Origin of the sequence: Pseudomonas sp. BIGb0381, assembly GCF_024809815.1 — a bacterium.
GTDB lineage: Bacteria > Pseudomonadota > Gammaproteobacteria > Pseudomonadales > Pseudomonadaceae > Aquipseudomonas.
The window spans coordinates 209,101-233,976 of the sequence record NZ_JANUEN010000009.1 but is presented as its reverse complement, the minus strand read 5'-3'; the positions used below and the strand labels follow the sequence as shown (position 1 = coordinate 233,976).

Annotated in this window: 19 protein-coding genes and 1 pseudogene; 13 read left to right on the top strand and 7 right to left on the bottom strand. The window is 61.1% G+C overall.

Going from position 1 to position 24,876, the window contains the following annotated elements:
• Positions 1-173 precede the first annotated feature (173 nt).
• Complete coding sequence (locus tag M2397_RS23075; RefSeq protein ID WP_259244493.1) at positions 174-1,346, bottom strand: XylR family transcriptional regulator; 1,173 nt, start codon at positions 1,344-1,346, stop codon at positions 174-176.
• Positions 1,347-1,485: 139 nt separating this feature from the next.
• Here M2397_RS23075 and xylA point away from each other — a divergent pair, with 139 nt between their 5' ends.
• The 4 genes from xylA to M2397_RS23055 all read left to right on the top strand — a co-directional run bounded on the left by xylA (position 1,486) and on the right by M2397_RS23055 (position 6,595).
• On the top strand, positions 1,486-2,802 hold the full coding sequence (xylA, locus tag M2397_RS23070; protein ID WP_259244492.1) for a xylose isomerase: 1,317 nt from the start codon (positions 1,486-1,488) through the stop codon (positions 2,800-2,802).
• 101 nt (positions 2,803-2,903) lie between these two features.
• On the top strand, positions 2,904-3,905 hold the full coding sequence (xylF, locus tag M2397_RS23065; RefSeq protein ID WP_259244491.1) for a D-xylose ABC transporter substrate-binding protein: 1,002 nt from the start codon (positions 2,904-2,906) through the stop codon (positions 3,903-3,905).
• A gap of 5 nt (positions 3,906-3,910) precedes the next feature.
• Positions 3,911-5,458, top strand: coding sequence for a D-xylose ABC transporter ATP-binding protein (gene xylG / locus M2397_RS23060; RefSeq protein ID WP_259244490.1), 1,548 nt, complete (start codon positions 3,911-3,913; stop codon positions 5,456-5,458).
• Positions 5,459-6,595 (top strand): sugar ABC transporter permease, encoded by a 1,137-nt coding sequence (locus M2397_RS23055; protein ID WP_259244489.1) that lies wholly within the window; start codon positions 5,459-5,461, stop codon positions 6,593-6,595.
• A 95-nt stretch (positions 6,596-6,690) separates the two neighbouring features.
• Here the strand turns inward: M2397_RS23055 and M2397_RS23050 are convergent, their stop codons facing one another.
• The 6 genes and pseudogenes from M2397_RS23050 to M2397_RS23030 all read right to left on the bottom strand — a co-directional run bounded on the left by M2397_RS23050 (position 6,691) and on the right by M2397_RS23030 (position 14,023).
• Complete coding sequence (locus M2397_RS23050; protein WP_259244488.1) at positions 6,691-7,611, bottom strand: substrate-binding domain-containing protein; 921 nt, start codon at positions 7,609-7,611, stop codon at positions 6,691-6,693.
• Positions 7,612-7,628: 17 nt separating this feature from the next.
• Positions 7,629-8,384: a methyl-accepting chemotaxis protein gene (locus M2397_RS30580; protein WP_371920981.1), complete on the bottom strand. Its 756-nt coding sequence runs from the start codon at positions 8,382-8,384 to the stop codon at positions 7,629-7,631.
• A gap of 102 nt (positions 8,385-8,486) precedes the next feature.
• Positions 8,487-8,906 (bottom strand): annotated as a pseudogene (locus M2397_RS30575) (HAMP domain-containing protein); the annotation flags it as partial.
• A 918-nt stretch (positions 8,907-9,824) separates the two neighbouring features.
• A complete protein-coding gene (locus M2397_RS23040; RefSeq protein WP_131698804.1) occupies positions 9,825-11,075 on the bottom strand; it encodes a glycoside hydrolase family 68 protein in 1,251 nt (416 codons plus the stop codon).
• Positions 11,076-11,326: 251 nt separating this feature from the next.
• On the bottom strand, positions 11,327-12,265 hold the full coding sequence (locus tag M2397_RS23035; RefSeq protein ID WP_131698805.1) for a pectate lyase: 939 nt from the start codon (positions 12,263-12,265) through the stop codon (positions 11,327-11,329).
• 258 nt (positions 12,266-12,523) lie between these two features.
• Positions 12,524-14,023, bottom strand: a complete 1,500-nt coding sequence (locus M2397_RS23030) for a CoA-acylating methylmalonate-semialdehyde dehydrogenase (RefSeq protein ID WP_259244487.1) — start codon at positions 14,021-14,023, stop codon at positions 12,524-12,526.
• A 109-nt stretch (positions 14,024-14,132) separates the two neighbouring features.
• Here M2397_RS23030 and M2397_RS23025 point away from each other — a divergent pair, with 109 nt between their 5' ends.
• From M2397_RS23025 to M2397_RS22985, 9 genes are all read left to right on the top strand, one after another.
• Entirely contained in the window at positions 14,133-15,071 is a 939-nt protein-coding gene (locus tag M2397_RS23025) for a LysR family transcriptional regulator (protein WP_131698806.1), read from the top strand.
• A 141-nt stretch (positions 15,072-15,212) separates the two neighbouring features.
• Positions 15,213-16,205 (top strand): transporter, encoded by a 993-nt coding sequence (locus tag M2397_RS23020; RefSeq protein WP_131698807.1) that lies wholly within the window; start codon positions 15,213-15,215, stop codon positions 16,203-16,205.
• A 39-nt stretch (positions 16,206-16,244) separates the two neighbouring features.
• Positions 16,245-17,441: an MFS transporter gene (locus tag M2397_RS23015; protein ID WP_167654928.1), complete on the top strand. Its 1,197-nt coding sequence runs from the start codon at positions 16,245-16,247 to the stop codon at positions 17,439-17,441.
• 25 nt (positions 17,442-17,466) lie between these two features.
• On the top strand, positions 17,467-18,912 hold the full coding sequence (locus tag M2397_RS23010; protein ID WP_259244485.1) for a carotenoid oxygenase family protein: 1,446 nt from the start codon (positions 17,467-17,469) through the stop codon (positions 18,910-18,912).
• Positions 18,913-19,103: 191 nt separating this feature from the next.
• Positions 19,104-19,955 carry a fumarylacetoacetate hydrolase family protein gene (locus M2397_RS23005; protein ID WP_259244484.1) on the top strand — a complete coding sequence of 284 codons (852 nt, stop codon included), beginning with the start codon at positions 19,104-19,106 and terminating at the stop codon, positions 19,953-19,955.
• Between the two features lie 3 nt (positions 19,956-19,958).
• Positions 19,959-20,786, top strand: coding sequence for an IclR family transcriptional regulator (locus tag M2397_RS23000; protein ID WP_145337191.1), 828 nt, complete (start codon positions 19,959-19,961; stop codon positions 20,784-20,786).
• A 21-nt stretch (positions 20,787-20,807) separates the two neighbouring features.
• Positions 20,808-22,469, top strand: a complete 1,662-nt coding sequence (locus M2397_RS22995) for a bifunctional 3-(3-hydroxy-phenyl)propionate/3-hydroxycinnamic acid hydroxylase (protein WP_259244483.1) — start codon at positions 20,808-20,810, stop codon at positions 22,467-22,469.
• Positions 22,466-23,314, top strand: a complete 849-nt coding sequence (locus tag M2397_RS22990; protein ID WP_167654932.1) for a VOC family protein — start codon at positions 22,466-22,468, stop codon at positions 23,312-23,314. The genes M2397_RS22995 and M2397_RS22990 overlap by 4 nt, the downstream gene beginning before the upstream one ends.
• Positions 23,315-23,363: 49 nt before the next feature.
• Positions 23,364-24,842, top strand: a complete 1,479-nt coding sequence (locus M2397_RS22985; protein WP_259244482.1) for an aldehyde dehydrogenase family protein — start codon at positions 23,364-23,366, stop codon at positions 24,840-24,842.
• The last annotated feature ends 34 nt before the right edge of the window (positions 24,843-24,876 follow it).

The following is a 24,876-nucleotide window of genomic DNA, read 5'->3' as shown; positions in this document are numbered from 1 at the left end:
AAAAAGGTGGGAGGGGCGGTGCGACGATTCGACTTGCCCCCGATGGCGGTGTCAGTCAATGAATTGATTGACTGATCCACCGTCATCGGGGGCAAGTCGAATCGTCGCACCGCCCCTCCCACATTGGGTCCAGCAGTGTATGTAAGGCCTTACTCAGGCACGGGCAACGCATACTACGCACCCTGCTGGTACTCCCGTGGCGTACAACCAAACTCGCGACGAAACACCGTGTGCAGGTACTGCGCCGACTTGAAGCCGCACCTGGCGGCAATATCGGCAATCGCCAGTTCGTGGCTTTCCAGGCCCTTGGCGGCGGCGGCGAGTTTGAAGCGCAGGATCTCGTCATGCACGCTGCAGCCGCGCACCTTGCGAAAGTGCGCTTCCAGGGAGGAGCGCGACACGCCGACATAGGCCGCCACCTGCGCGGTCTTGATGCCCTGGCAGGCGTACTGGCGGATAAACAGCAGCGCCTGCATCACGTACGAATTACCCAAGGGTTGATGCAAGCTGGAGGCCTGCACATTGATCGCCTCCGGTGGCACCAGGACCTGCGTGCCCACGCACGGTTTGCCGTGCAGCATCTGGTGCAGCAAGGCGGCGGCCGTGCGCCCCATGGTTTCCGTGCCCTGGATCACCGAACTCAGCGGCACCCGCGTGAGGGTGCGGGTCAGGGGGTCATTGTCGATGCCGATCAACGCCACTTGCTCCGGCACGGCGATGCCGGCAGTGAGGCAGGCTTGCAGCAGTTGCCGGGCGCGGGCGTCGGTGACGGCGATGATGCCGATGGGCTTGGGCAGGCTGTGCAGCCAGGCAATCTGCTGTTCCACCGCGCTGTCCCACAACGGCGCGCTGGTGCCCAGGCCGCGATACACCTCGACGTGCAAACCATCGCGTTGCAGCAGGCGGCGAAAGGCTTTTTCACGCTCCTGGGCCCAGCGATTGGCCTGGGCCTCTGGCAGGCTGAAACAGGCAAATCGCGTCAGCCCGGCCTCGATCAGGTGCTCGTACGCCAGCTTCATCAACGCGTCATTGTCGGTCGCCACATACGGAATGCCCTTGGGGTAGGCGCGTGCATCCTCATAAGAGCCGCCCACCGCCACCACCGGCAACTGACTGTCGGCCAATGCCTCGCCAATCAGCGGGTCGTCGAAGTCGGCAATGATGCCGTCGCCCTGAAAACGCTCGATGCCTTTGAGGCGACAGAGGAAGTCCTCTTCCAGGAACAGATCCCAGGACGCGCGGGTGCTGCTCAGGTAATTGCCGATGCCGGCGATGATGCCGCGGTCGTAGATTTTGCTGCCGTTGAACAACAGGGCGATGCGGTGGACGGGCGGTAGGGTTTTCATTGTTTTTGTCCTGAGGCCAGTCACACCAGACTAGCCCCTGCCACTCAAAATCGCACTACACCTTGATGATTTTCATAATCAGCGGGCCAGGAGCCGTTGCTAGTATCCAGACACCGCCAAGAACAATAAGGAAAACGCCATGCCGTACTTCCCCGGTGTCGAGAAGGTTCGCTTCGAAGGCCCCAGCAGCGACGCCCCCCTCGCCTTTCGCCATTACGACGCCAACAAGCTGATCCTCGGCAAACCGATGCGCGAGCACCTGCGCATGGCCGCGTGTTATTGGCACACCTTCGTGTGGCCCGGCGCCGATATGTTTGGCATGGGCACCTTCAAACGCCCGTGGCAGCGCAGCGGCGAGCCGATGGACGTGGCCATCTGCAAGGCTGAGGCGGCCTTCGAGTTTTTCTCCAAGCTGGGCATCGACTACTACAGTTTTCACGACACCGATGTGGCGCCGGAAGGCAGTTCGCTCAAGGAGTACCGCAACCACTTTGCGCAGATGGTCGACCACCTGGAGCGCCATCAGGAACAGACCGGCATCAAGTTGCTGTGGGGCACCGCCAACTGCTTCAGCAACCCACGTTTTGCCGCCGGTGCCGCCAGTAACCCGGACCCGGAGGTGTTTGCCTACGCCGCTGCCCAGGTGTTCAGCGCGATGAACGCCACCCTGAGGCTCAAGGGCGCCAACTATGTGCTGTGGGGCGGCCGTGAAGGTTATGAAACCCTGCTCAACACCGACCTCAAGCGCGAGCGCGAACAGCTCGGGCGCTTTATGCGCATGGTGGTGGAGCACAAGCACAAGATCGGCTTCAAGGGCGACCTGCTGATCGAGCCCAAGCCCCAGGAGCCGACCAAGCACCAGTACGATTACGACAGCGCCACGGTGTTCGGCTTTTTGCATGAGTACGGCCTGGAACACGAGATCAAGGTGAATATCGAGGCCAACCACGCCACCCTGGCCGGGCACAGCTTCCATCACGAGATCGCCACGGCCGTGTCCCTGGGCATCTTCGGCAGCATCGACGCCAACCGGGGCGACCCGCAGAACGGCTGGGACACCGACCAATTCCCCAACAGCGTCGAGGAGATGACCCTCGCCACCTATGAAATCCTCAAGGCTGGCGGGTTCAAGAACGGCGGCTATAACTTTGATTCCAAGGTACGGCGTCAGAGCCTGGATGAGGTGGATCTGTTCCACGGGCATGTCGAGGCCATGGACGTATTGGCGCTGGCACTGGAACGTGCGGCGGCCATGGTGCAAAACGACCGGTTGCAGCAGTTCAAGGACCAGCGTTATGCCGGTTGGCAACAGCCGCTGGGCCAAGCCGTGCTGGCCGGTGAGTTCAGCCTGGAGTCGCTGGCCGAACATGCATTTGCCCACGAACTGAACCCGCAGGCCGTGAGTGGTCGGCAGGAGATGCTGGAGGGAGTGGTCAACCGGTTTATTTATCGGTGACATTTGCGCGACAAATCTGTGCACGGAGCGTCGAAGGACGCTCTACAGTTCTACCCGCATCACGCTGTGTCTTTCCAACAACAATAAAAGGACGCACCACCATGAAGTCATTCAAACGTACCCTGCTCGCCACCGCCCTGGCCCTGCTCGCACTGCCGGTGATGGCCGATTCCGCCCACCCGAAAATCGGTTTTTCCATCGACGACCTGCGCCTGGAACGCTGGTCCCGTGACCGTGATTACTTCGTCGCCGCTGCGGAAAAACTCGATGCCAAGGTCTTTGTGCAGTCCGCCGATGCCAACGAGCAGAAGCAGATTTCGCAGATCGAAAACCTGATCTCCCGGGGCGTCGACGTGATCGTCATCGTGCCGTTCAACGCCACCGTGCTGACCAATGCCGTCGCCGAAGCCAAGAAAGCCGGGATCAAGGTGGTGTCCTATGACCGCCTGATTCTCAACGCGGACATCGATGCCTACATCTCCTTCGATAACGAAAAAGTCGGCGAGATGCAGGCCAGCGGCGTGCTGCAAGCGGCGCCCAAGGGCAATTACTTCCTGCTCGGCGGCGCCCCCACCGACAACAACGCCAAGGTGCTGCGTGAAGGCCAGATGAAGGTGCTGCAACCGGCCATCGACAAGGGCGACATCAAGATTGTCGGCCAGCAGTGGGTCAAGGAATGGAACCCCACCGAAGCCCTGAGCATCGTCGAAAACGCCCTGACCCGAAACAGCAACAAAATCGACGCCATCGTCGCCTCCAACGACGCCACCGCCGGCGGTGCGATCCAGGCCCTGGCCGCACAGAAGCTGGCGGGCAAGGTGCCGATCTCCGGCCAGGACGCCGACCTCGCCGCCGTCAAGCGCGTGATCGACGGCACCCAGACCATGACCGTGTACAAGCCGCTCAAGTTGATCGCCACCGAAGCCGCCAAGCTCTCGGTGCAACTGGCGCGTAACGAAAAGCCCACCTACAGCTCGCAGTACGACAACGGCAGCAAGAAAGTCGACACCATCCTGCTCACCCCGACCCCGCTGACCAAGGCCAATATCGACCTGTTGGAGAAGGACGGGTTCTATACCAAAGAGCAGATCGGCGGGCAGTGACCGCCATGGCCGACTACCTGCTGCAAATGAACGGCATCGTCAAAACCTTTGGCGGTGTCCACGCGCTGAACGGCATCGACATCAAGGTGCGGCCGGGGGAATGCGTCGGCCTGTGCGGCGAGAACGGTGCCGGTAAATCCACCCTGATGAAGGTGCTGTCGGCGGTCTACCCCCATGGCACCTGGGAGGGCGAAATTCTCTGGGATGGGCAGCCGCTCAGGGCTCAGTCCATCAGCGAGACCGAGGCCGCCGGCATCGTCATCATTCACCAGGAACTGACCCTGGTGCCCGACCTGTCGGTGGCCGAGAACATCTTCATGGGCCACGAACTGACCTTGCCCGGCGGGCGCATGAACTACCCGGCGATGCTTCACCGCGCCGAAGCGTTGATGCGCGAGCTCAAGGTACCGGACATGAACGTCGCGTTGCCGGTGTCGCAGTACGGCGGCGGCTACCAGCAACTGGTGGAAATCGCCAAGGCCCTGAACAAACAGGCGCGCCTGCTGATTCTCGACGAGCCCTCCTCGGCCCTGACCCGCTCGGAAATCGAGGTGCTGCTCGACATCATCCGCGGCCTCAAGGCCAAGGGCGTGGCCTGCGTGTACATCTCCCACAAGCTCGATGAAGTCGCGGCCGTGTGCGACACCATTACGGTTATCCGCGATGGCAAGCACATCGCGACCACGGCCATGGCCGACATGGACATCCCGCAGATCATCACGCAGATGGTCGGGCGGGAAATGAGCAACCTCTACCCCACCGAGCCCCATGCCATCGGCGAGGTGATTTTCGAAGCGCGCAACGTCACCTGCTATGACGTCGACAACCCCAAGCGCAAGCGCGTCGACGATATTTCCTTCGTGCTCAAGCGCGGCGAAATCCTCGGCATAGCCGGGCTGGTGGGCGCCGGGCGTACGGAGCTGGTGTCGGCGTTGTTCGGCGCCTACCCCGGCCGCTACAGCGCCGAGGTGTGGCTCGACGGCCAGGTGATCGACACGCGCACGCCGCTCAAATCGATCCGCGCCGGGCTGTGCATGGTGCCCGAGGACCGCAAGCGCCAGGGCATCATTCCCGACTTGGGCGTGGGCCAGAACATCACGTTGGCGGTGCTCGACACCTATGCCCACCTGACCCGCATCGACGCCGAAGCCGAACTGGGCAGCATCGACCAGCAGATCGCACGCATGCACCTCAAGACCGCCAGCCCGTTCCTGCCGATCACCAGCCTGTCCGGTGGTAACCAGCAAAAAGCCGTGCTGGCGAAAATGCTGATGGCCAAGCCCAAAGTGCTGATCCTCGACGAACCCACACGCGGGGTGGATGTCGGTGCCAAGTATGAGATCTACAAACTGATGGGCGCGCTGGCGGCCGAAGGCGTGTCGATCATCATGGTTTCCTCGGAATTGGCCGAAGTGCTCGGCGTATCCAACCGCGTGCTGGTGATCGGCGACGGCCAGTTGCGCGGCGATTTCATCAATGAAGGGCTCACCCAGGAACAGGTGCTCGCCGCCGCGCTCAGCCAAAACAACAATAATGATCGGAAGACCGCGTAGATGAATCAGGTCAAACAGCTGTTTACCCGCTACAAAATGCTTGCGCTGGTGATCGCCGTGGCGGTGATCTGGCTGTTTTTCAGTTGGCAGACCGAGGGCGGTTTCCTCACGCCGCGCAACCTGTCGAACCTGCTGCGGCAGATGGCAATCACCGGGATTCTGGCGTGCGGCATGGTGCTGGTGATCATCAGCGGCGAGATTGATTTGTCGGTGGGTTCGTTGCTGGGGTTGTTGGGCGGGTTGGCGGCGATCCTGGATGTGGTTTATCACATTCCGCTGCTGGCCAATCTCAGCCTGGTGGCGCTGTGCGGGCTGATGATCGGTTTGGCCAACGGTTACATGACGGCCTATTTGCGCATCCCCTCTTTTATCGTTGGCCTGGGCGGCATGCTGGCGTTTCGCGGGATTCTGCTGGGGATCACCGGCGGCACGACCATTGCGCCGGTGTCGCCGTCGTTGGTGTATGTAGGCCAGGGGTATTTGCCGCATTCAGTGGGGATTGGCCTTGGGGTTCTGCTGTTTGCCCTGACCCTGTTCCTGACCTGGAAACAACGCCGCAACCGCGCGCTGCATGGCTTGGCGCCGCACGCCCTGATGCGCGATGTGCTGCGCGTGGGGGTGATCGGCGCGGTGCTCGCCGGGTTCGTCACCACCCTCAACAGCTACGACGGCATCCCCGTACCGGTGCTGCTGTTGCTGGTGCTGCTCGGCGTGTTCAGCTACGTCACCAGCCAGACCGTGTTCGGCCGCCGTGTATACGCGGTGGGCAGCAATATGGAAGCCACGCGCCTGTCGGGCATCAACGTGCAGGCGGTAAAACTGTGGATCTTCGGCATCATGGGCGTGATGTGCGCCCTCGCCGGCCTGGTCAACACCGCGCGTCTCGCGGCGGGCTCACCGTCGGCGGGCAACATGGGCGAGCTGGATGCCATCGCTGCGTGCTTTATTGGCGGTACGTCGATGCGCGGCGGCTCGGGCACGGTGTACGGCGCATTGCTCGGGGCGCTGGTGATTACCAGCCTGGATAACGGCATGTCGATGCTGGACGTGGACAGTTACTGGCAGATGATTGTGAAGGGCAGCATCCTGGTGTTAGCTGTGTGGGTGGATGTGAGTACGCGCACGGGGCGGCGCTGACGCCCGTTCTCACTAACACCCCATAACCCTGCGGGAGGGGGCTTGCCCCCTCCCACATTTGACTGCATTCCAAGGTGGGAGCGAGGTGGTCAGTCCTATTCAAACGCCTGGCGATTCTCTGGCGTGATCAACTTGAACGGCACCCAGACCACCGTCGACTCCAGCACCTCGCCGCGTACCAGGCGTAGCGCGGTGTCCACGGCGCCACCGGCCTGGCCGGCGGCATCCTGGAACACGCTGACCGCCATCTTGCCCTCAGCCATCAATTTCAACCCGTCCGGGGTGCCGTCGATGCCGCCGACCCAATAGTCCTCGGCCTGCTTGCCGGCCTTTTCCAGGCCCATGATCGCGCCGATCGCCATTTCGTCGTTATTGGCCGCGATGATCGAAAAATCGACGCCCTGCTTGACCCAGTCAATGACAATAGTGGCGGCCTGGCTACGCTCCCAGTTACCGACTTTTTTCTGTACGACTTTCATATCGGGGTATTTGGCGACGACTTTCTCCACGTCCTCGGTGCGCATCAAGGAGGACGCGTTGGCCGGGTCGCCCACCAGAATCACCACGTTGCCCTTGTAACCGGCCCGGCGCGCCAGCTCTTCCATCTGCAAGGTCCCCGACTCCAGCTCGTTGGAGCCGACAAATGCGGTCTGCGCCGGCCACTTTTCCGGGTTCGGATTGCGGTTGACGAAGACCAGCGGAATTTTGGCGTCCGAGGCCAGCTGCATCATCTGCGCCGCACTTTTGCCGTCCACCATCGCGACGATGATCGCATCCACCTTGGAATTGACCAGGTTGCGGAATTGACGCATCTGCAAATCGACGCTGTCCTTCCCGTTCTCCATAAAAACGTCGACGTTCATGACGTCGGCCTGGTGCTGCACGCCATTGCGCAGCAGGGTCTGGAAGTTATCGTCGTACTTTGCCATGCCCACACCCAGCAAGGGCGTGGCGGCCTGGGCTGGGCCCGGTATGAACAGCGTCGCCCCCAAGGCGAGGATTAACCATGCTTTCATGTTCTGACTCCCGCGGCTCAAACGCTGAAATGATGGAGCAGCTCGCGCTGCACCTTGGCCATGTCCGACAGCTCGTGGCTGCTGATGGCGGACTGCTCGGCGCCATTTGCCGTCTGCTGGGCCGAATCGTTGATCTGGATGACCATCCGACTGGTTTCCTGCACCGTGGCGCTCTGCTCCTCGGTGGCGGCGGCGATCTGGATATTCATGTCGCGGATACTGTCGACCGAATCGCTCATCGACAGCAGCAAGTCGCCCGCGCCCGAGGCCAGGGACACGCACTGGGTGGACTGCGCCTGGCTTTCGTTCATCACGTGCACCACCGAGTGAATCTTTTCCTGCATGAGCCCGATCATGTCCTGGATTTCGCTGGTCGAGGTCTGGGTACGGCTGGCCAGGGAGCGCACTTCATCGGCCACTACCGCAAAACCGCGTCCCTGCTCGCCGGCACGGGCCGCTTCAATCGCCGCATTCAGGGCGAGCAGGTTGGTCTGTTCGGCAATGGTGCGAATGGCGACAACAATGCCCTCGATATTCTGCCCGTACTTCTGCAACTCATCGGTCACCTGCGTGGCCTTGTTCACCTGGTCGGCCTGCTGGCGGATGTTGACGATGGTCTCGGCCACGCGCGCCTGCACCTTGTGCGTGAGTTCACTCGTGTCGTCCACGGCCTGGCGGGTGTCCTGCGCACGCCGAGCCACCTCTTCGACCGTGCTTTCCATCTGCGTCATGGCCGAGGCTGCCGATTGCAACCGGTCCTTCTGCTCATCCACCACACGGGTGGTCTGCTCGCTGTTCAAGGCGTTGCTGCCCGCGGTCACGGCCAGCGCATCGGCAGAGCTGATCAATTCACGAAAGGTTTTGCGCAGGGCCGTGGTCAGTTCGTTCAGGTAGCCGCCCAACTCACCGAACTCATCTTTACGGCTGACATCGAAACTGACCCGCATGTCCCCCGCCGTGAGCGTCTTGAGCACTTCGCGAAACGCCGCCAGCGGACGCCGCAGGCTGAAGGCGACCCACGTACCAATCGCCACCGCCGCCAGCACCGCCAGCACACACGCGATCAACAGCAAGCTGCGGCTGGTGCCGATGGTGGCATTGGCCGACTGACTGGCCTGGTTGGCGACCTCCAGGGACTGGCTGCCGAACTCGCCAATCCTGTCCAGGGTGGCTTTCAGGGTCGCGTCAACCGCATTGCGTTGCTGCTGCACCTGCGCAGCCAGTTTCGCCTCCACCTGATAAGCCTGGAACAGCCCGTCAGGGGCGGTCAGGTCAGTCAGCAGGCGATTGACCATGACGCCGGCAATCCGCCCGACCCTGGGATCAATCGCCGTCAGGGCCTGGGCCCGGGTGCTGATCACTTCGTCCTGCAGGTTGAGCACGCGCTGTAATTTATCAATAGCGGGCGTAACGGTATGAGCCGCGAAGCCATCGTAGGATTTGTTGACTTCCAACAGCAGCTTTTCCGCTGCGGCCACCTGTTGCGGCTCGCCGACACTGCGGGCATGGGCAATGTAATCGCGCAAATAGCTGGTCAGCTGCATCGCTTGCGCACTGCTGTAGCCTTGAAGTTTGCGCGTCAGCGCCAACTGCTGCACATGTTGCGAGTGTGACGCCATCAACGCCTGCGCCTGTTCGGCGTAGGCCGCTACCTGTTGGCGCTGCTGCGCCAGGTTCGCGCGCAGCGCCTCATGCTCGCCGGTATAGGCAACGGTGCTGTCGAGCAATTGATTGAACTGGGCGATGCTCTCGGTGAACGGTCGCTTGCCGTCCTCGATCTGCTTGGGGTCGGTGCTGATCTGAATGGCCAGCAACGCCTGGTTGGCGCGCAGGATATGCACGTATAACTCACTGGCGGCCCGGCTCAAGGGTGCCGACTGGCCGGTGATAATGTTCAAGCGACTGCTGATGGACTGCGTGTTCTGATAGCTGATCCCCGCCATGACTAGCAGTAACAGCACCAGCACTGCGAACCCGCCGATCACACGCTGCAATATGGTCATGGCCACCCCTTTTGATTTTTATTCGTTGACCTGAGCGACGACCAGGTGTGCACCTACGCGTTCGGGATCACTCGTGGTGCTAGTGCCTGTATCGGCCAGGTGGGCGGGGACTTGAGCGTTGAAGGCGGCTGAAATGCGGTCAAAAAAAGTGGGAGGGGGCAAGCCCCCTCCCACCTACCTGATGAAATCAGGCTGGGTTTTGCACTGCGGTCACTGGCTCAACACCACATCCCGCATCGCCGGAATGTAACCGTAGTCGTAAGCCTCCTGCACAAACGAACGAGCGCCCTTCAACACGATCCTGACCGTCGGCGCCTCGGTGCCGCCGATGCGGTAGTCATCGCCGGTGGTGGGCACGCTGTCGATAAACGACGTCACCAGGCCGTTGGGCATCACGCAGTGGGAATACGTCTGGAACGGCTGCGAAGGCGGGTTGCCCAGTACCAGCCCCGACGCATTCATCAGCGTATAGGGGCCGAACAGGTGATCGCTGACGAACCCATAGACGCCATCCGGCCCCGTCACGCCATCCGCATAGGTGAACTTGTGGCTGATGGTGAACAGGTAGTACTTGTTGTCCTGGAACACATAGTGCGGCCGTTCGGTCTGATCATTCACCCCGACGGCAGTCACCAGCGGCGGCAAAATCTCCCACTCGTCACCGTTGAGGTCTTTGGCAACCGCAATGCCGATACAGCCCACCTGATAACGCGCGCCGCCGACATCTTCATGCCCTGGCGGCACCAGGCCTATTTCATTCGGGCCCACTTCATGAGTTCCGCGCTCGCCGGCCACATTGCCTTCGAACACCATGTACAACTTGCCATCGACGGGATCGATAAAGGGGCTGGGATCGCGAAAGTTCCAGGTCGCATTCTGCGCTTCGGTTTGGTAATAGGTGCCGTCGGCGTCGAACAATGACTTGACCTGAGTAAAGCCTCGCAGCTCGACACCGGTGTCCGACGTGACAACCTGGCCCCTGACCTTGGCAATCGTGGCACCCGGCGTGACGCAGGTGTAATACAGGTCGATGTCACCGTTGTTATTCAACAGGATCGGCGTGCCCGCCCATTCACGGGTGGTCGGCGAGACCCCTTCGGCCATGACACGGCCGCCGAAGATCCAGTCCTTGCCGGTGCGCGAGTACCAGTAGCAGATCCGCGCATGACCATGGCGGTCTTCCCAATCACGCTTGATGTCGTAACGGCCATCGGCATTGATGAATTGTGGATCATGGGGGCGGCGGTCGGCGGTCAGGGTGAAGATCACCGACCAGCCATTCACCGATACCACCGTGCCATCCAGTTCACGCAACGGCATGGTGTCCCAAATAAAGACCGTGTCGCTCATGACAGGAAAGTCAGGACTCACTAACGGCTGTGTCGTCGTCGGGTCATTCTCATTAACTTTCAGCGCATCGGCCCGTGTCCAGCGAGTGGGTGTGTGATTCGCATGTTTCATGATGATGTCCTTTTGCTGACGCTTAAATGACAAGCGAAGATTAAATAGCACCTGGCAGCCAGCAACTTAATACTGACTGAAAGAGCAAGAGATAGTTGGCCCTGCAAGTGCGCACCAAGGTTTAACATGGGCACCCGCTTATCGCAACATGAAGAATTATTTAGATTACAAAGGCCATCACTGTATTTATATCCTTGATATAAAGACAGTGGCACTTGCAATAAATGACAGCTCAGTAAAAAGCTAGCTACTCAACTACCGAATACCAGCGCCGCAGCCTGGGCCCCGGCATTTTTCTGTGTAAAGTCCTTGGCTTGTGCCGCCGTCTTCAAGGTATAGGCGTAGTTGGAACTTGCCGTCCATTGTGCTTTGGGCGACTTCTGATTGGTGATCGGCGGCACACTGTTTGTATCAGTGAACGTCCCGGTGCCTTTATCATCCAACATGCCTTTGTTTTGGCTGCCTTCGCCAAAATAGTTGCTTTCAGAGAGGATATTGGCATTCTGCGCCAGGGTAAAACCGAGGTGGAAGTTATTGATGTAGTTGTTGTAGACATGGAAATAACCGTAACGCATCAAGCCGGGTGCGCGCACTTCCATGTTCTCGAAGCGGTTATGGCACACCGTCAGGCGCGGGTAACCGTTGAACTCCGCCTTATTATCATCCGCCGGATGACCGAAGATCAGGCCGTATTTGTGGCTGCCAAAGAAGCAGTTGCTGATGGTGGCATAATCGGCTTTTTCACCGATATACACCAGTTTGTCTTCACTGCCGTCAGTGGTTGACCAGCTGTGCCCGACAAAAGAGCAATGGTCAATCCAGTACTTGCTGCCGTAGTTCAGGTAGACCTGAATATCATCATTGGCCTTAATGCTCGCCGAATGCTTGAAGATAATATTCTGCAGAATAATGTTCTGCGACTGCGCGGTTGCACGCAGGTGAATATTCTCCAACGTACGGTTCTGGAACGAACCGATCAGGGTCTTGTTGGCGCCCATGTTGACTTTGGTCAGGCTCGACGCCGAGATATTACTGTTGATCACCAATACCCGTGGGGTAGTGTCGCCAATATTGGCCTTGAGTTGATCCAGGCTGGTGATACTGACCACAGGGCCAGACCAGCCGCCGGTCACTTTTGCCGCAAGGGCGAAACCGGTCAAGCCGGTGAGTTTGCTTTCTGGATACGACATGAGTTCCCTCTCTATACATAAAAACGGCTCGGTAGAACGAGCCTGTGCATGAAGTTAATCCATTAACTTGCACACAGTGTTTGGCGTGGCTGATGTTGCCATCCTGGTTGATCAGCGCTTAAACACTGTGTTTATGTACAGTATTCGTCATTCGCCTGGCCGTCAACCCTCAAGTGAAAAACAACCAAAAGTGGGAGGGGGCAAGTCGAATCGTCGCACCGCCCCTCCCACTTTTGCCCTACGGTGTTCTTCCAAGCGTTATTTGGACACCGGCATCGCAAACTCCGCGCCCTGCTCGATGCTCTCCGACCAGCGCTGCATGATCGATTTCTGCTTGGTGTAGAAGCGCACACCCTCAGTGCCGTAGGCATGCATGTCGCCGAACAGGCTCTTCTTCCAGCCACCAAACCCGTGCCAGGCCATCGGCACCGGGATCGGCACGTTGATGCCGACCATGCCCACTTCGATACGCCGGGCAAACTCGCGGGCAATGTTGCCGTCGCGGGTAAAGCAGCTGACGCCGTTGCCGAATTCGTGGTCGTTGACCAGCTTGATCGCCTCGGCAAAGTCATTCACGCGCACGCAGGCCAGCACCGGGCCGAAGATTTCTTCGCGGTAGATGCTCATCTCTTTGGTCACGTGGTCGAACAAGGTCGCGCCGAGCCAGAAACCGTTTTCCAGGCCAGCCTCGGTGGGTACATAGTCACGTCCGTCGAGCAGCAGTTGCGCGCCGGCCTGCACGCCTTGTTCGATGTAGCCGCTGATGCGCTCCAGTGCGGCGCGGGACACAATCGGGCCCATCTCGGCCTTGAGGTCGCGGCCGTCGGTGATGCGCAGGTGCTTGGCGCGTTCGGTCAGCGCGGCGATGACTTTGTCACCGACATCGCCAACCAGCACCGCTACGGAAATGGCCATGCAGCGTTCGCCGGCACTGCCGTAGGCGGCGCCCATCAAGGCGTCGACGGTTTTTTCGATATCCGCGTCCGGCATCACCACCATGTGGTTCTTCGCGCCGCCCAGGCCTTGCACACGCTTGCCGTTGCGCGCACCGGTTTCGTAGATGTACTGCGCAATCGGCGTGGAGCCGACGAAGCTCACGGCCTTGACGTCCGGGTGTGCGATCAGCGCGTCCACCGATTCCTTATCACCCTGCACCACGTTGAACACGCCTTTGGGCAGGCCGGCTTCACGCAGCAGTTCAGCCATGAACAGCGAAGCACTTGGATCGGTCGGGCTTGGCTTGAGGATGAAGGTGTTACCCGCCGCGATGGCGATTGGGTACATCCACATCGGCACCATCACCGGGAAGTTGAACGGCGTGACACCGGCCACGACGCCCAGGGGTTGGCGCATCGTCCAGTTGTCCATGCCACGGGAGACCTGGTCGGAATGCTCGCCCTTGAGCAGGTTGGGGATGCCGCAGGCGAATTCGAGAATGTCGATGCCACGGTCGACTTCGCCCTGGGCATCGGTGAAGACCTTGCCGTGTTCGGCGACGATGATGCGCGCCAGGTCGTCCTTGCGCTCACGCAGCAGGTGCAGGTATTCGAACAGCACGCGGGCGCGGCGGATGGGCGGAGTGTCGGCCCAGCCGGCAAAAGCGGCCTGGGCAGCGGCGACGGCTTCGGACACGGTCTGGCTGCTGGCCAGTGCGACGCGGCCGGTCACTTCACCGGTGGCCGGGTTGTAGACGTCCTGATAGCGATCATCGCGACTGACGCGCTGGTCGTTGATGTAGTGCTCGATTGTTGTAGTCATGGCAGTAGATCCCAGGTGGGTTGCGTTGGGACACACGATAGGCTTTCGGTTTGTTCCAAACCAGAGCAGAATCAAGAACTGATTGTCCTCACAAGCGAACAATAAGCCCATGGAAAAATCCGAGATCGAAGGGCTGTGGACCCACATTCACTGGCTCTCAGTGCTGGAGGAACACGGCACCTACACCGCCGCAGCCGCGCGCCTGGGGGTGAGTAAATCCGCAGTCAGCCAGCGCATTTCCGACCTGGAGAAAGCCACCGGCACACGGCTGGTGACGCGCACCACGCGCAGTGTGCGGTTGACCGATGCGGGGTTGTCGTTGACCCGTGAAGTGCGCGGTGCCTATGAGCAAATCGCGCGCAGCTTCTCGTCGGTGCGCGATTCCGCCGGGGAAATCCGCGGCCTGGTGCGCTTGACCGCCCCCGTGGCATTCGCCCGGCAACAGCTGGTGCCGCACTTGTCGGAATTCCTGCAGCAGTACCCGCAGGTGCGTATCCAGCTGGATGTGTCGGATGCCCTGAGTTCACTGGCGGCCGAGGGCTACGACCTGGCGGTGCGCCATGGCTTCCAGGTGCCGGAAACCCACGTGGCGTGGAAACTGTGCGACACCGGCTCGGTGCTGGTCGCCACCCGCGATTACCTGCAACGCCACGGCGAACCGCGCGAACCCGGCGACCTGTCCGCGCACAACTGCCTGTTCTACCCACGCGGCACCGACCAGCCCGCGTGGACGTTCGAGCGCGGCAACAAAACCGTGGAACGCCTCACCGTGCCCATCGCCGGCAGCTTCGCCACCAACAACAGCGAAGCCCTGCGTGATTCGGCGCTCAACCACTTGGGCATCGCCCTGCTCCCGGACTTCAGCGCCCAGGCGGCGCTGGCCAGCGGCAAGCTGGTGCAGGTGCTCAAGGGCTGGACACTCAGGGGCGCGTTTGCCGACGAGATCTACCTGATCCGACCGTATTCGCCCCATGTGCCGAAGTCGGTGAGTGCGTTGGTGGGGTATTTGAAGGGCAAGTTGTCGGGTGGGTTTCGCTACGGGGGCTGACAGCGCCGGCGTTAAAACGAGCCCCGTGGCGCTATCAGTCAACTCTGGCGGTACCGCTCAAGTACGCCGGCGGGGTTTGGCTTAGGGTGATTGTGCGAGGGAGTTCCCTCTGCTCACAATTCCAATAATAGAGCCACGTCCATGAGCCCACTCAAATACTTGCCAGCGTGCCTGGTGCTCAGCTTCGCCTCGTCAGTTGTCTTCGCCGCCGATGGGCCGCCAGCGCCCTCGGTGACCGAGCCCAGTGGCATCAACCTCGGCGGCACCAGTTTCTACGATGGTTTTGCCGGGCCGCCCGGCCTGTCCCATCTCACCTACTTGAAGTTCAGTACCGCCAGCAGTCTCAGGACCAACAGCGGCAAGGCCAACAGCGCCTTCGACAATCCCAAAATCAACGTGATCACGCTGATCAACCAACTCAGCTACTACTCGCCCGACACCATTGGCGGCGGTGCGCACCTGGGCTGGAGCTTGCTGGTGCCCGTCGTGTCACTGGATGCCACCTTTGGCAGTAATGGACCGGCGCTGCAAGACAACGCCACAGGGCTTGGCGATGTCACCGTCGGGCCGCAGATCCAATTCGATCCTATCGTCGATGCGCACGGGCGCCCGGTGTTTGTGCAGCGGGTGGCCTTTGACACGATCCTGCCGACCGGTAAATACGACAAACACAAAGACCTCAACCCAGGGTCGAACTATTACTCCCTGAACCCCTACTGGGCCGCAACCTGGATGCCGGCACCGCGTTGGGAAGTCAGTTGGCGCCTGCATTACCTGTACAACTTCAAGAACCGCGATCCGGCCAGCAGCTCGCAGGACTCCTTCGAGGGCAAACCGGTGAGTGACAGCCGCGCCGGGCAGTCGGCCTGGGCCAACTTCACGGCGTCCTATGAAGTCATCCCCAACGTGTCGGTGGGGATCAACGGCTATTACTTCCGGCAGATCACCGACGACCAGATCAACGGCGACCGGCTGAGCGACTCGCGGGAAAAAGTGCTGGGCATAGGCCCCGGCATGTTCTGGAAAATCAGTGAAGGCCAAGGCTTCTGGCTCAACACTTACAAGGAAACCGGTGTCGAGAACCGCTCCCGGCAGGACTATGCCGTGCAGGTTCGTTACGCCCACACCTTCTGACCGACAAGCGCTCGCTCACCCTATCGAGGTACTGCATTCATGAATGCATCCGCTGGCATCGACAGCAAAACATCACTGGCGGCTATTTGCCTGATGATGGTCACGTCCCTTGGCACCTTGCAGATTCAACCGATTCTGGGCGGGGCTTTTATCGATCAGCTCGGTATCCCGCTCAATGCCATCGGTAGGATTTTCGCAGGCGAACTGATTGCCATGGCGCTCACCTGCGGGGTGTCTGCCCTGTTGATGACCCGCGTCAATCGCCGATGGGTGGCGCAGCTCGCCTTGCTGGTGCTGGTCTGCGCCAATCTGGCGAGTACCCGGTTCCACAGCGAAACATCGCTGCTGCTGTGCCGCATCGTCTCTGGCGCCAGCGGCGGCGCGGTCATGGCGGTGGTGTATGCCTCGGCGGCACTGCGCACATCCAAGGACGCGACGTTCGCGGTGATCAATATCGGTAATCTGTTCTGGGGCATGTTACTGGTGACCTCGATGCCAGCGGTGCTCATGGCCTTTGGCGTCAACGGCGCGTTTTACCTGCTGGCCGGCGCCAGTGCCTTGGCCCTGTTCGGCTGCGGGCGCGTGCCTGCGCGGTACACCCCCGCCGACGGAGCACCGGCTCGGCTGGCCCAGCCGTTCGGCCTGACGTCACTCTTGTTGATCGGGCTGTTTGCGCTGTTGTTTTTTGGCCATTCGGCGCTGTGGGTGTATCAGGAACGCATCGGCAAAAGTATCGGCCTGGAGCCCCAGCAGATCGGCGCCATCCTGGGTGGCAGTATTCTTGCCGGGGCACTCGGTGCTGCGCTGGCGGGACTTATCGGACGGCGCCTGGGACTGCTGTTTCCGCAGTTGCTGGGGTTCGGCACGGCGGTGATGGCCACGCTGATCATGGTCTACGGCGACAGCCCCATGGCGTTCGCCACCACGGCATGCCTGATCCATATGGTCTGGTTCTTCAGCCTTCCCTACCTGCTCTCGATGGCGGCCGAGTTGGACGCGAGCGGCCGACTCGCAGGCCTGGGCAATGCTGCGATCTTCGTGGGCCAGGGCCTCGGCCCGTTTGGCGCGGCCCTGGTCGTCGGTGACGGACACTTCCGAGCGGTCGGCTGGCTGGCGGCCTCGGCGTATATCGTCGCCCTGGTCATCTCTTGCTGGATGGTTGCCCGTTTTCGCCGCGCGTCCGGCCCTTCAACACCCGACGCGCCTGCGCTGCCCGCCGGCCTGCTCGATAAATAAATACTGCGCACATGAGGTCGTAGCCATGAGTACCCGATTCCCGCAAACCCCTGAATTTTCCGGGGCGCTGTATAGCCCTAGTCGTGTAGAAGCCGAGGTGCTGGACCTTGAGGTCGAAGGCACCCTTCCCGCGTCCATCCTAGGCGTCTTCTATCAAGTGGCCCCCGACCCGCAATACCCGCCCATGCTGGGCAGCGATATGTTTTTCAACGGTGACGGGATGGTCAGCGGTTTCTATTTTGCTAACGGCAAGGTGTCCCTGCGGCGACGCTACGTGCAGACAGATCGCTTGCTCGCGCAGCGCCGTGAAGGCCGCTCCCTCAATGGCGTCTATCGAAACACGTACACCAATGACCCACTGGCGGCCAAAAACAACACCACCGCCAATACGTCGGTGATCCCTCACAACGGCAGGCTGCTCGCGCTCAAGGAGGACGCCCTGCCCTGGGCCATGGACCTGCAAACCCTGGAAACCCTGGGCGAATGGGATTTTGCCGGGCAAATCAAGTCGGCGACCTTTACCGCCCACCCCAAGATCGACCCCGTCACCGGCAACCTGCTGGCCTTCAGTTATGAAGCCAAAGGTGACGGCACGCCGGATATGGCGTATTTCGAACTCTCACCCGACGGCAAGCTGCTCAAAGAGATCTGGTTCCAGGCACCTTACGCGGCGATGGTGCATGACTTTGCGGTCACCGAGCACTACGTCGTGTTCCCACTGATTCCGCTGACCGTCGATGTAGAACGCATGAAAAACGGCGGGCCGCATTTTCAGTGGCAACCTGATCTGCCGCAGTTGTTTGCCGTGCTGCCGCGCAATGGCAACGCGCAGGCTATCCGCTGGTTCAAAGGCCCCAAGGACAGCTTTCAAGGCCACACCCTCAATGCCTTCGATCAAGACGGCAAAGTGTACGTGGACATGCCGGTTACTGGCGGCAACGTGTTTTATTTCTTCCCCCAGGCGGACGGTGCGGTGCCCGCCCCCGAGGACCTGCCTTCGAGCCTGATGCGCTGGACGTTTGATCTGAACGACGCGCGGGATGACGTCGAGCCGCAACCGTTGACCGACTACATGTGTGAGTTTCCCCGCTGCGATGAGCGCTATCTGGGTCGCCCGTACGAACACGGCTTTGTGCTCGCCTTTGATCCGACACTGCCCTACAACCCCGCAAACGGCCCCATGCCCTTTCAGTTTTTCAACCAGTTGGCCCATCTGAACCTCAAGACGGGCAGCACCGACGCCTGGTTCCCAGGGGACAACAGTTGTTTCCAGGAGCCCATATTCATCCCTCGTTCTTCGGATGCCGAAGAGGCCGACGGTTACGTGGTCGCACTGCTGAATGTGCTGGACCAGGCGCGTAGCGAGCTGGTGATCCTGGATTCGCGCGACATGGCCAGCGGGCCCATTGCGCGGGTCAAGGTTCCATTACGGATGCGCATGTCCCTGCACGGCTGCTGGGCACAGGGATAACCCTGGGCTAGACCCGACCGCCAGCACACCGAATGGCCTGCTCCCGAAGGCAGGCACTCGGCTGCGCGAAAGCAAAAAATATACATTTTTCCTGCAATTTGGGATTTAAGCAAAATCCCGCTTTACAGGATTTTTAAGCGCGAATAGAGTGAAATTCTGTCCACGCCTCCCTCGCCCACAAGGACTATCGAATGAAACTTGCAAGCTTCACCGTTGAAGGCCGTCACACCTATGGCATCGTCGAAGGCGACCAGGTGGCTGATCTGGAATCGATGAAAAACACCCTCGGCGCGGATCTCAAGCAGGCGCTTGCCCTCGGCCGCCTGGGGTCGATGAGCGATGAGCAGGTGTCGAGCCTGCCGCGTCTGGCACTGGCCGACGTGACGCTGCTGCCGGTCATTCCAAACCCGTGCAAGGTGCTGTGCATTGGCATCAACTACGCGACCCACGTGCGCGAAACCGGGCGTGACATGCCGGTTTACCCAATGATTTTCACGCGATTTGCCGACAGCCAGACCGCTCACCTGCAACCCATCGTGCGGCCTACGGTTTCGCACAAGCTGGATTTCGAAGGCGAACTCGCCATCATCATTGGCAAGACCGCGCGCCACATCCGCAAAGCCGACGCCCTCGATTACGTCGCCGGCTACGCCTGCTACAACGATGGCAGCGTGCGCGATTGGCAAAAGCACACCCTTCAATTCGTCCCCGGCAAGAACTTCCCGAGCACCGGCGGCTTTGGCCCGTGGCTGGTCACCCGTGACGAAATCAGCGACCCGCAGAACCTCGAATTGACCACCCGGCTCAACGGCGAGGTCATGCAGCACACGTCCACAGGCGACATGATCTTCGACGTCGGCGCACTGATCGAGTACTGCTCCACCTTTACCGAACTCGCCCCCGGTGACGTGATTGTCAGCGGCACCACCGGCGGGGTTGGTGCCTTCCGCGAGCCGCCGGTGTGGATGCAGCCCGGTGATGTGGTGGAAGTGGAGATCTCGCGCATCGGCACCCTGCGTAACACCATCGTCGATGAGCAATAAACCATGACCCTGATCGATGAATCATCCCAACCGCCAGAGCGCGACACCAAGGGCTCCAGCCTGGAGCGCATGCTGCGCGTGCTGGATCTGTTTACCGAGACGCAGCCGATCTGGGCGGTCGACGACATGGTCAGCGCGCTGGGGTTTACCCGCTCCACCGCCTACCGCTACGTGCGTGAACTGGCCGAGACCAATCTGTTGTTCCAGGTCGAGGCCGGGCGCTATGCACTGGGGGCCAGGATCATTACCTGGGACCGTCAACTGCGGCTCAGCGACCCGCTGGTACGCGCCGCGCAGCAGCTGGAGGCCAACCTGCCAGGCTGGAGTGAGCAACAAGTCTGGCTGATCTGCCGGTTGTTCAAAGACCAAGTGGTGTGTGTTCACCAGTGCGGTGAATTGACCAGCACCGTCAGCTATTCCCGTGGTTCGCCACGGCCGTTGTTCATGGGCGCGACCTCAAAAGCCATCCTTGCGCACATGAACGCTCGCCAGCACAGCCAGCTGTTTCTCGAACACCCTGACGAGGTGCGCGCCAGCAACCTGGGCGCCACCTGGGAAGACTTCCGCCGGTCGCTGCAACGCTTGCGGCGCCAGGGCTATGTAGCCAGTGCAGGCGAAGTCGACCCCGGCGTGTACGGCCTGGCCGCACCGATATTCGACGGCGACGGCAAGGTTGTGGGCAGCCTCAGTTGCGTGCGCCCGGCAGCCGAGCGGCACAAGGCGCTGGAGCAGGAACAGGGTGAGCAGATGGTCGCGCTGGCCCACACGCTCTCGCGGCACATGCTCGCGCTGACCCACAGCGCCAACCCATCCTCCAAGCCATTGGACTGATGCAGTCGTAGGGGAACAACAATGACAACCCTGAACAGTATCAATACCCGCGTCCTGATCGTCGGCGCCGGCCCTACCGGGCTGACCCTGGCCAACCTGCTGGGCCAGGCCGGCGTGGATGCCTGGATTATCGACAGCAAACCGGGCACCGTCACCGAGCCTCGCGCGGTCTCGATCGATGATGAGTCGTTGCGCACCATGCAGGCCATGGGCTTGAGCCAGGCGGTGCTGGCGGACGTGGTGGCCGGCTATGGCGTGCATTACTTTACGCGCCCTGGCGGGCGGTGCTTCGGCAAGGTCGAACCCAGCGGCAAGCTGTATGGTTTTCCCAAGCGCAATGCGTTCCGCCAACCGCTGTTCGAAAGCACGTTGAGGACCGGCCTGCTGCGTTTCGCTTGCCTGACCGCGCGCTTCAGCCACGAACTGCTGGAGTTCACCCAGGACGAGCACGGCGTGCGTGCGCTGGTCGTGGACGCCAACAAGGAACTGCTGGAAGTGCAGGCCGACTACCTGATCGCCTGTGATGGTGGGCGCAGCCCGGTGCGTAAACAGCTTGGGATCAATATGGTCGGCTCCAGCTTCGCGTCGCGCTGGCTGGTGGTGGACACCGATCAGGACGATGACCCGTTCTGGCAAACCCGCGTGTACTGCGATGCGCGCCGCCCGACCGTCGAGGTCCCCGGCCCGCATCGCACGCGGCGCTTCGAGTTCATGCTCAAGGACGGCGAAAGCGACGCGCAGATGCTCAGCCAAGCGCGATTGCAAGCGTTGCTACGCCCGTTCAAGGGCGATGCACCGGTCTCCATCGTGCGTAAAACCGTGTACACCTTTCACGCCCGCATCGCCGAACGCTGGCAAGTCAACCGTGTGTTGCTCGCCGGTGACGCTGCACACCTCACTCCGCCCTATGCCGGACAAGGCATGAACAGCGGCGTGCGCGATGCCCATAACCTGGCCTGGAAACTGATCGGCGTGCTGACCGGGAAAATGGCCCCGGCCGTTTTGCTCACCTACGAAACCGAGCGCCGCGATCACGCGTGGGCATTGATCAAGCTCGCGCTGAACCTCGGGGTGGTGATGGCGCCCGCTACCGTGCTGCGGGCGCGATTGATCAGTGGTGCATTCTCGCTGATCGGGCTGGTGCCGCCGCTGCGTGACTACTTCCTGCAGATGCGCTTCAAGCCAAAACCACGGCTGCGCCAAGGCCTGGTGCTCACCGCCGGTGCCGCGGGCAGCGTGTCCAGCGGGCAAATGTTCCCTCAGCCAAGCCTCACCGACAGCCAGGGCACTGAACGCCTGCTCGACGATTACATCGGCGCAGGTTTCGCCCTGATCCAATACGGCGCCCCTCACCGCGAACGCCTGGATCAATTGCAGCACCCGCTCTGGGCGCACTTGGAGGTGAAGCGGATTCTGATCCTGCCAGGTTCCGTCAGCGAGCCACCTGTCCTGCCGGGCTGCACGGTATTGCACGATCATGCCGGGGCGCTCGAGGCATTGCTCGGCGCCAGCGCCAGCTTCTTCCTGCTGCGGCCTGATCGCTACATTGCCGCGATTTTCCACAGCGCCACCGAGACAATCACTGCCGAGGCCTTGCAGTCCTTGCTGGGTGCCGTGCCCGCGGGCGATCGCGCGCCCCGACCGTCCATCACAACACCCGTCACGCTCGAGAGGTGCGTATGAACACATTGCAAACGTCCACCCCTGCTCGCCTGTGCTACTTGCACCTGGCGAGCAAAGACCCGCAACGGCAGATCGACTTCTATCAACGCATGATGGACATGCAGGGCCAGCCCCAAGCCGACGGCCACTGGCTACTCAGGGGGCCTAATCGCGCCATGCTGCTCTCCCCGGCCGAGCACAGCGGCCTGCTGGCGGCGGCGTATGACCTGGCGAGCCCAGAGAAACTTGCCACGCTGCACCGTCGCCTGCGCGAGCGCAACTGCACCACCGAAGACATCAGCTCGCCCCTGCTCGCACAGGGCGCCTTTGCAATACGCGATCCTCAAGGTCGCCAGACGATTTTTGGCGTATCCCAGGCGCACACTCATGCCACCCCACCCGGCATGCCCGGCCGCCTGCAGCATGTGGTATTCCAGACCACCGAGCTGGAAGCGATGATTGAGTTCTACGTCAACACCGTTGGCTTCACGGTGTCCGACAGCGTGGTCGACCAACAGAGTGGCCTGTTGATGGTGTGCTTTCTGCGTTCGGACGATGAGCACCATTCGCTGGCGTTCTTCCGCGGCTCGAAAAACGAGTGGGATCATCACTGTTACGAAACCAATGAATGGAATGACATTCGGGACTGGGGTGATCGCTTTGCCAAGGAGCGCATCAGCATTTTCTTTGGCCCCGGCCGTCATGGACCCGGCGACAACCTGTTCTTCATGGTGGTGGATGCCGATCGCAACCGGCTGGAGTTCTCGGCGGAGCTGCAAATCACCGAAGCGAGCGACCCTCCTGGCACTTGGCCGCAAGAAGAACACACCCTCAATTCCTGGGGGCGCGCGTGGATCAGAACCTGAGCCCGTCTTGCTCTGAAACCACGTGCCCCACTGACCCAAAGGTAAAACCATGACTGCCCAACGCCCAACCCCTTACGCCCTCAACGGCGACCAGTTCATCGACGGCACCTGGCACACCGGTCGTTCCTCAGCACAGCTGGACGATCGCAATCCTTTCAACGGCGAGACATTGCTCGAAATGCCCCTGGCCAGCATTGCCGACCTCGACGCGGCCTACGCAGCAGCACAACGCGCGCAAACCCCGTGGGCGCAGTTGCATCCAACCGCACGCGGCGCCCAGCTGGAAAAGCTCGTTCACATCATCCAGCAACGCAGCGAAGAGATCATCGACTGGCTGATTCGCGAGTCCGGCAGTACCCGTATCAAAGCGACCATGGAATGGCAATTCACCCTCAACCTGGTGCGTGAATGCATTGCGCTGCCCATGCAGGTGGAGGGGCGCATCCTGAGTAGCTACAAGCCCGGCGAGCAAAGCTTCGTGTTCCGTGAGCCGCTCGGGGTGATTGGGGTCATCAGCCCCTGGAACTTCCCCCTGTACTTGAGCATGCGTTCGGTGGTTCCGGCGTTGGCACTGGGCAATACCGTGGTCCTTAAACCGGCCAGCGACACGGCCGTGACCGGCGGCCTGCTGATTGCGCACCTGTTCGAAGAAGCGGGTTTTCCCGAGGGCACGCTCAATGTAGTAGTCGGCGCCGGCTCGGAAATCGGCGATGCCTTTGTGGGGCACCCCGTTCCCAGCCTGATCTCATTTACCGGGTCTACCGATGTCGGGCGCAATGTCGGGCGCATCGCCACCGGCGGCCAGCACATCAAGCGAGTCGCCCTGGAGCTTGGCGGCAACGCGCCGCTGGTGGTGCTCGATGATGCGGATATCGACCTTGCCGCGCATGCAGCAGTGGTCGGACGCTTCCTGCATCAGGGCCAGATCTGCATGAGCGTCAACCGGGTGATTGTGGACCGCTCGCTCTACGCCGACTTCACCGCGTTGGTGGTGGAACGCGTGCGCAACTTGAAAACCGGCAACCCGAACCTCGCCGATACCGTGATTGGCCCGGTAATCAACCGCAGCCAGTTGGACGGCTTGCTGCGCAAGGTCAATGCCGCCGACAGCGCGGGCCTGAAGAAACTGCACGGTGGTCCGGCGTCCGGGCTGGTGCTGCCGCCCCATGTATACGGGAATGTCCCTTTCGACCACGAACTGGCGCACGATGAAACCTTCGGGCCCTTGCTGCCAATATTGATCGCCGACAATGAGGCACATGCCCTGACCCTGGCCAACGCCAGCGAATATGGGCTGTCCAGCGCCGTGTTCAGTAAAGATATGGCCCGCGCTCTGAACTTTTCCCGTGGCATCGTGGCTGGGATGACGCACATTAACGACATCACTGTGGACGACCAGCCCAATGCCCCGTTCGGTGGCGAAAAGAACTCGGGGCTGGGACGCTTCAACGGTCACTATGCCCTGGACGAATTCACCCGTGCGCACTGGGTGACCTGGCAAGCCGGGAGCCACCGCTACCCCTTCTAGGAGACAGGGTGGGCCAACCCGGTGTGGCCCACCC

Excerpts from the sequence above, each read along its gene's own strand:
- M2397_RS23075 (WP_259244493.1), bottom strand. The coding sequence starts at position 1,346 with ATGAAAACCCTACCGCCCGTCCACCGCATCGCCCTGTTGTTCAACGGC.
- xylA (WP_259244492.1), top strand. The coding sequence starts at position 1,486 with ATGCCGTACTTCCCCGGTGTCGAGAAGGTTCGCTTCGAAGGCCCCAGC.
- xylF (WP_259244491.1), top strand. The coding sequence starts at position 2,904 with ATGAAGTCATTCAAACGTACCCTGCTCGCCACCGCCCTGGCCCTGCTC.
- xylG (WP_259244490.1), top strand. The coding sequence starts at position 3,911 with ATGGCCGACTACCTGCTGCAAATGAACGGCATCGTCAAAACCTTTGGC.
- M2397_RS23055 (WP_259244489.1), top strand. The coding sequence starts at position 5,459 with ATGAATCAGGTCAAACAGCTGTTTACCCGCTACAAAATGCTTGCGCTG.
- M2397_RS23050 (WP_259244488.1), bottom strand. The coding sequence starts at position 7,611 with ATGAAAGCATGGTTAATCCTCGCCTTGGGGGCGACGCTGTTCATACCG.
- M2397_RS23040 (WP_131698804.1), bottom strand. The coding sequence starts at position 11,075 with ATGAAACATGCGAATCACACACCCACTCGCTGGACACGGGCCGATGCG.
- M2397_RS23035 (WP_131698805.1), bottom strand. The coding sequence starts at position 12,265 with ATGTCGTATCCAGAAAGCAAACTCACCGGCTTGACCGGTTTCGCCCTT.
- M2397_RS23030 (WP_259244487.1), bottom strand. The coding sequence starts at position 14,023 with ATGACTACAACAATCGAGCACTACATCAACGACCAGCGCGTCAGTCGC.
- M2397_RS23025 (WP_131698806.1), top strand. The coding sequence starts at position 14,133 with ATGGAAAAATCCGAGATCGAAGGGCTGTGGACCCACATTCACTGGCTC.
- M2397_RS23020 (WP_131698807.1), top strand. The coding sequence starts at position 15,213 with ATGAGCCCACTCAAATACTTGCCAGCGTGCCTGGTGCTCAGCTTCGCC.
- M2397_RS23015 (WP_167654928.1), top strand. The coding sequence starts at position 16,245 with ATGAATGCATCCGCTGGCATCGACAGCAAAACATCACTGGCGGCTATT.
- M2397_RS23010 (WP_259244485.1), top strand. The coding sequence starts at position 17,467 with ATGAGTACCCGATTCCCGCAAACCCCTGAATTTTCCGGGGCGCTGTAT.
- M2397_RS23005 (WP_259244484.1), top strand. The coding sequence starts at position 19,104 with ATGAAACTTGCAAGCTTCACCGTTGAAGGCCGTCACACCTATGGCATC.
- M2397_RS23000 (WP_145337191.1), top strand. The coding sequence starts at position 19,959 with ATGACCCTGATCGATGAATCATCCCAACCGCCAGAGCGCGACACCAAG.
- M2397_RS22995 (WP_259244483.1), top strand. The coding sequence starts at position 20,808 with ATGACAACCCTGAACAGTATCAATACCCGCGTCCTGATCGTCGGCGCC.
- M2397_RS22990 (WP_167654932.1), top strand. The coding sequence starts at position 22,466 with ATGAACACATTGCAAACGTCCACCCCTGCTCGCCTGTGCTACTTGCAC.
- M2397_RS22985 (WP_259244482.1), top strand. The coding sequence starts at position 23,364 with ATGACTGCCCAACGCCCAACCCCTTACGCCCTCAACGGCGACCAGTTC.